Here is a 1,175-nt window from a genome sequence, read left to right on the forward strand (position 1 = left end):
TCACCCCAGGTGTACGTGGCGAGGCGGAAGCCGTCCTCGGACATCACGAAGGTCGGGGCGGGCACGTCGGTCAGCGAAGTCGCGGCACTCACGCATCCATTCTCGCGCCGAACACGTTCCGGGCCCCAGACGCCGGCGGGACAAGCGACAGATCCCGCCGGCCGCTTCCGGGCTCCCCCAGTTGTGCCCGGTGCGTCGTCTGGTACATCGAGTCTCACACCGGGACGTCCCCCGCGCTTCCGGGGGAACCCCTAAACCTCTCGAACCCGCATCCGGGGTTCCGTCCCGCCCCGCCGCCCCGTCGCCCCGCCGCCGCCGCCTCGCAGCCCCGGCCCGCCGCCCCGGTCCCGCCACGCTGCCGCCGCCCGCCCCGCAGCCCCGGTCCCGCCGTCTCCGTGCCGCAGCCTCGCCCCGCTACAGCCCGGCCCCGCTGCCGCCGCCTCGGCGTGCCGTAACTCAGGCTGCAGGAGTGAAGACGCCGCGAAACGCCACCAATCAGGCCTCACCGTCCTCCTCAGCCTGAGTTAGTGCCACAGCCCCAGCCCGCCGCCCCGCTGCCGCCGCCTCGGCGTGCCGTAACTCAGGCTGCAGGAGTGAAGACGCCGCGAAACGCCGCCACTCAGGCCTCACCGTCCTCTTCAGCCTGAGTTAGTACCACAACTCCAGATCCGCCCCGACGCCGCCCCACCCTCTGGCGGCCGCGCCAGGCGGCACGACGCCGAGGTCTGAAACCCGGAGACCCGGAGGCCCGAAGACCCGAAGACCCGAAGACCCGAAGACCCGCCGAACCGTTCACCGGCCCGCGGTGCCGCAGCGCCCGCGTGTCCCAATTCAGGCTGAGAGAGTGCCGACGCCGCGAATCGGCCCGAATCCGGCATCGCCGCGCCCGCCAGCCTGAGTTAGTGCAACGACTCCGACTCCCACTCCAACGCGGAAGCCCGCCGCCGCCCCACCATCGGCAGTCACGCAGGCATCGGCCGCCACGCAGGCCGCACGAGGCCCCGTCCCTCGACCCCGAGGCGCCCGAACCGTAACCGCGGCCACGCCGCGGGCTCTCGCGTACCCCAACTCAGGCTGCAGGAGTGACAACGTCGCGAAACGACCCAAAGTCGGCCTCACCGTTCCGCTCGGCCTGAGTTAGTGCCCCTCCACGCGGGACGCAGAACCGCCGACGC

Source organism: Microbacterium sp. UBA3394 (assembly GCF_002358725.1).
GTDB lineage: Bacteria > Actinomycetota > Actinomycetes > Actinomycetales > Microbacteriaceae > Microbacterium > Microbacterium luteum.